At 62.4% G+C, this 4,710-nt stretch carries 2 protein-coding genes and 2 pseudogenes; 1 reads left to right on the top strand and 3 read right to left on the bottom strand.

The genetic code is table 11. From position 1 onward, the window contains the following. Positions 1-55: 55 nt before the first annotated feature. The 3 genes and pseudogenes from AX703_RS15345 to AX703_RS15335 form a co-directional block, all read right to left on the bottom strand. Positions 56-442 (bottom strand): annotated as a pseudogene (locus AX703_RS15345) (ArdC-like ssDNA-binding domain-containing protein); the annotation flags it as partial. A gap of 170 nt (positions 443-612) precedes the next feature. After that, positions 613-2,601, bottom strand: a complete 1,989-nt coding sequence (locus tag AX703_RS15340; RefSeq protein WP_062345289.1) for a ParB/RepB/Spo0J family partition protein — start codon at positions 2,599-2,601, stop codon at positions 613-615. Between the two features lie 344 nt (positions 2,602-2,945). Next, a complete protein-coding gene (locus AX703_RS15335; protein ID WP_156452085.1) occupies positions 2,946-3,845 on the bottom strand; it encodes a hypothetical protein in 900 nt (299 codons plus the stop codon). Between AX703_RS15335 and AX703_RS26755 the strand changes: the two are divergent. Further along, positions 3,834-4,710 (top strand): annotated as a pseudogene (locus tag AX703_RS26755) (transposase); the annotation flags it as partial. The gene AX703_RS15335 and the pseudogene AX703_RS26755 overlap by 12 nt on opposite strands.

Raw genomic sequence — 4,710 nt, 5'->3', positions numbered from 1 at the left:
AGCAAGATCAACTATCCATGATAGCACTCCTTAATTTCCGCCGTTACGGCGCACCATTGAAGACCGGATAGGCCTTCAGCACCCGGCGGGCTTCGTCGGTCTTTTCGCCGGTATCGGGGGCTTCCACCTCCTTGGTGTAGCTCTTGTAGAAGATCGCGATGGTCGACTTCTCGCCCTTGCGAACCTGGGCGCCGAGCGACTTGGCCTGATTGTAGGTCATCCAGAACGGCGAGGCGTAGCCGCACATGTCAGCGACCATCCACAGCCAGAACACATTCATGCCGCGGTAGGGAATCCCGCAGGCCCGCAAGGGACGGGAAACGGGCACGCCGCGCCACGGCTTGATCCACGGCTTTGTGCCAGCTTCCAGACGAGCAATGATTTCCTGGGTAATGCGGGTGGCGGGCGACAAGCCGCCGCTCTGCCCCTTGCGATAGGCCATGATGATGGTTCTCCTGATTAAGGCATCTGGACAGTCGGCCACGGGTTCGCCGGTCAGTGCCACAGGGTCCCGAGCCCCCTCCGCTCTCCTTCCAAAAAGGAAGCGGCCCTCCGGCGTAAGCCGAAGGACCGCTTCTCGAGGTGCGAGTGGCCTTGCCTGTCAGGAGGAGGTCAGGCGGCCAGCTCGCGGGGGGTATGAATTTCGCCGTCGACACCCGGGTCAACTTCAGTGGCGTCGATCTCGGGGTCGCCAGCCTCCGGCGCAGCGGAAGTGAAGCGCATGACCTCAGGCACCCAGGCCAGAGCCTTCTCGCGTACTTCGACTTCGGTGATGTAGGTGCCGGCGAAGACACGCTCGGCGCTCATCGCGAGATCACCCTTCTTGACCGAGGCAAAGCGCGAGGAAAGCTCAAGACCGCCGATATCGGTCAGCGCGTCGAGGATCACCTGCTTCGACACCCGGTCGAAGTAATTGGCCGCAGTCGGTCGCCACCACTGCGCCATGTCGATGCCGATCAGGCTGCCAAGGTGATCCTGGAACGGCAGCTGACGCTCGCCCGTCATGTTGAGGCTCGCCTCGAGCGACCGGGCTACGACATAGCCAAGCCAAGCGGCGCGGCTGTCATCGGACAGCGCGCGAAACAGGTCAAAGCGAGATGTTGCGTCCGTGCCCGCACGCCAGCTTTCGTCGAGACTGGACCTGAGCTCGGCAAGCGCGCTGCTCGCCGGAGCATCCTTGGCTTCGAAGCCGATGATCGGCCCTGCCGGAACAGGCGCGCACAGCGTGGTGGCAGCCCGCGCCCGCCAGTCGTGCGCGTCGGCATCCGCCAGACTGAAGACCATAACGTCGAGCGCAAGCCCGGGGTCAGAGGCAATATGCAGTGCCAGGACATCACGGCGCTGCATGGCCAGCTCGTCCACCAGGCGCTTGGACAAGGTGGTCCGGCGCTTGTCCGACCCATCTTCCGCCGGAACGACTTCGATCCCGCTGTCGGCTTCGGCAGGTTCAGCCTTTCGCTCGCCGTAGAACACGGGTTGGAGAACCGGCGTGCCATCGCGCGAGAGGACCAGGATCATGCCCGCTTCGGCCTTGAGTTCGGCCGCTATGACTGGCGGGCGTGCGCGGATTTCCTGGCACTCGCGTTCGATGGCCTCGATAGCCGCTTCGGCCGCCGCCATGGCTTCCTCGGCGCTATCCTCGTCTTCCAGGATCGCCGCATGCTCGTCGTAGGAGGCATCGAGTTCGTCGAGCCTCGCCAGTTCCGCTTCGGTGAGCGGAGCCGGTTCGGCAGGAAGCCGGACCATCCCCTCAACCAGATCATGGCTGGCATAGGGATCGAGGGTCGGCTTGACCCAGGCAAGACCCTGCTCGGCGGCGAGGGCTTTCGCCTGTTCTTCCATCTTCGCCGCCGCGAGGCTCTCGAGCAAGGCGACATCGACCCAGGATTCGCTGTCGTCGTCATCGAACAGTTCGCGCTCGATCCGCCCCCCGGCAGCGATGTAGGCGTCGCGGCCAACCAGCCGGGCGCGCGGATCGTTGCCCCGTACGGTCCCGGAGAGGACCATGCGCCGGATACTGTCCGGGTTGGGAGCATAGTAGGCCGAGGAAACCTGTTCAAATACGCGGGCCTGGATTTCCTGGTCCGAGGTGGCGCCAAAGGCTTTGGCGATGTCGAGAGTGATCTGGCCGGAGGCCAGGGCTTCGAACACAACCGGCGCAAGCATAGCAAGACGCAAACGTCCCTCGACGAAACGGACCGTCAGACCAAAGCGGCGCGCAACATCTTCGACTGTTGCACCGCCTGCCACAAGCGCGGCAAAGGCCTGGGCTTCATCGGCTGGGTTCATAGCCAGTCGGTGGAAGTTCTCCGCGAGGCTGGTCTCGACCGCTGTTTCGGCGCTGTCTTCGAGCACGAGGCACGTGACTTCGTGATCCCGGGCGAGGATTTTGTCGTCGGCGAGCGCAAGCATCGCGCGGCGGCGGCGCTCGCCGGCTTCGACCTCAAACTTGCCTTTCGCGGCGGATCTGACGATGAGATTCTGCAGCAGTCCGTGTGCAGCGATGCTGGCTTTGAGTTCGGAATCTGCAGCCGGATCGCTGTGACGGCGAACATTCCGGGGAGATTGAACGAGCTTGTTCAGCGGGATCGACTTGATCATGGGACACACTCCTGATTGCGAGCCCGGCGCATCGACCATCGACGCCCAAATGGCTCAATCAGGGCAAAGCTCACTCCCCTCTCATGCGTTCTCTGTGGATCTCTCGGTAGGCGCGGACAATGACGAATGGCGATGGCTGGGACTCACCGGTCGTTCGTTCGCGGAGTGCTTAACAGCAAGTTCTTCGCCAATACCCGACATTAGCGGTTGCCCGACCGGCCAAGGACAGCGACTGCAGCGCGGTCGATTACGGACCGTTGGCTTTTGGTTACCAATCTTGGGATAGCTGACGCTCGTTAAGCGAGGCTGTGCGGCGGCAAAGATACGCTATGATCGCACCCCACTTACACCGGTGTGAGTCTGGATGTTCGCGAGCAGATGACCAGCTTTTTCGCGCCGCGGGTCATGGCAACGTAAAGATGGCGCCGATCCATGTCGCCGGGATCGAGAATGACTGCAGTGTCCGCTTCGAGACCCTTGAGAAGCAGTGTGCTGCCAACCGTTCGTTTTGCAAGCGGACGCCCGATCAGGCGAGAGCGCTCCCGCTCCTGCACCGCCGCATCGGCCGGCGAGAGGTCGGGACAGTCCGCACAGCTTTTCAGCATCCTCATCGCACCGCGGAATATAGCCGGCCGGTGCGGGCGGACGCCTTGTTCCTGGCCAATTTCGACAAGGACGTCAGCAATCGCACCATAGGTCGGAGATTCCACAAGCCTGACCGCGGCGGCTTCTGCGGGTGACGCCGGTCGGCGCTCTCGCCCCGCCTTCAATGTCGCGACGCGACCCACAAGGTTGTTCGCGCCGGTGTTGGTCATAACAGTAGTCGCAAAGCTGGCGACGTGTTGCAGGATATCGGGTGATGCCAGGTCGAGGCCTTCGCCAAAGGTGACCAAATCGCGCATGTCGACATTCTCCACCGTTACGGCGCCATGGATCTGACTCGCGAATTGGCGTTGACCGGTCGGGTTTCTCGAATCCGCGATGATCAGAACCTTTTCGTTGTGCGCCGCCGCGACCGCGCCCGCCCGCAAGCGTCGCTGATGGTCCTCGGTGCCGTCGAGGTGAACCCAGCTGACGTTTCTGACGGGAGAGGACGAAAGTTCTATCGCCTCACCGGCGATCAAAGCCCTCCGCACATCGAGGAGATTGTTCCCCGTCAGCACCAATGGCACAGATTTGAGGTTGTGATTTAAGGAGGGTTGGGGCTTCGTCGTAGTGACGAAGGAACGAAGATGAAGCCCCAACCCTCCTTGAAAAAATTGCCCGCCAAGGCCCCTGCGGAAGCGGTGCTGAAGGACATTCGGCGGCAGACCCGGCGGCATTTCTCGGCCGAGGACAAGATCCGCATCGTGCTCGATGGCCTGCGCGGCGAGGACAGCATCGCCGAACTGTGCCGCAAGGAAGGCATCGCCCAGAGTCTGTATTACACCTGGTCGAAGGAGTTCATGGAAGCCGGCAAGCGCCGGTTGGCCGGCGACACCGCCCGTGCTGCGACCAGCGGTGAGGTCCAGGACCTGCGCCGCGAGGCCCGCGCCCTGAAGGAATGCGTGGCCGACCTGACGCTGGAAAACCGTCTGCTCAAAAAAAGCATGATCGCGGATGGGGAGGGCGACGAATGAGGTATCCCGCATCGGAAAAGCTCGAGATCATCCGGATCGTCGAGCAGTCGCATCTGCCCGCCAAGCGCACGCTGGACAAGCTCGGCATTGCCCGCCGGACCTTCTACCGATGGTATGATCGCTACCTTGCAGGCGGCCCGGAGGCGCTGGAAGATCGACCATCGGCACCGAGCCGGGTGTGGAACTGCATCGCGCCCGAAGTGCAGGACCAGATCGTCGAGATGGCGCTGGATTACAGCGAGCTGTCGCCGCGTGAGCTGGCCGTGCGCTTCACCGACGAGAAGCGCTACTTCGTGTCCGAAGCTACGGTTTACCGCTTGTTGAAGGCCCATGATCTGATCACCAGCCCAGCCTATGTCGTGATCAAGGCCGCCGACCAGTTCCACACCAAGACCACGCGGGTGAACGAGATGTGGCAGACCGACTTCACCTACTGTGCGCCTCGTCCCGGATGGTCCGGGGTGCATATGACTGGAATGCAAAGGAGAAA

Origin of the sequence: Novosphingobium sp. CCH12-A3 (assembly GCF_001556015.1) — a bacterium.
Lineage (GTDB): Bacteria > Pseudomonadota > Alphaproteobacteria > Sphingomonadales > Sphingomonadaceae > Novosphingobium > Novosphingobium subterraneum.
This window is presented reverse-complemented; position numbering and strand designations above follow the sequence as displayed.

Excerpts from the sequence above, each read along its gene's own strand:
- AX703_RS15340 (WP_062345289.1), bottom strand. The coding sequence starts at position 2,601 with ATGATCAAGTCGATCCCGCTGAACAAGCTCGTTCAATCTCCCCGGAAT.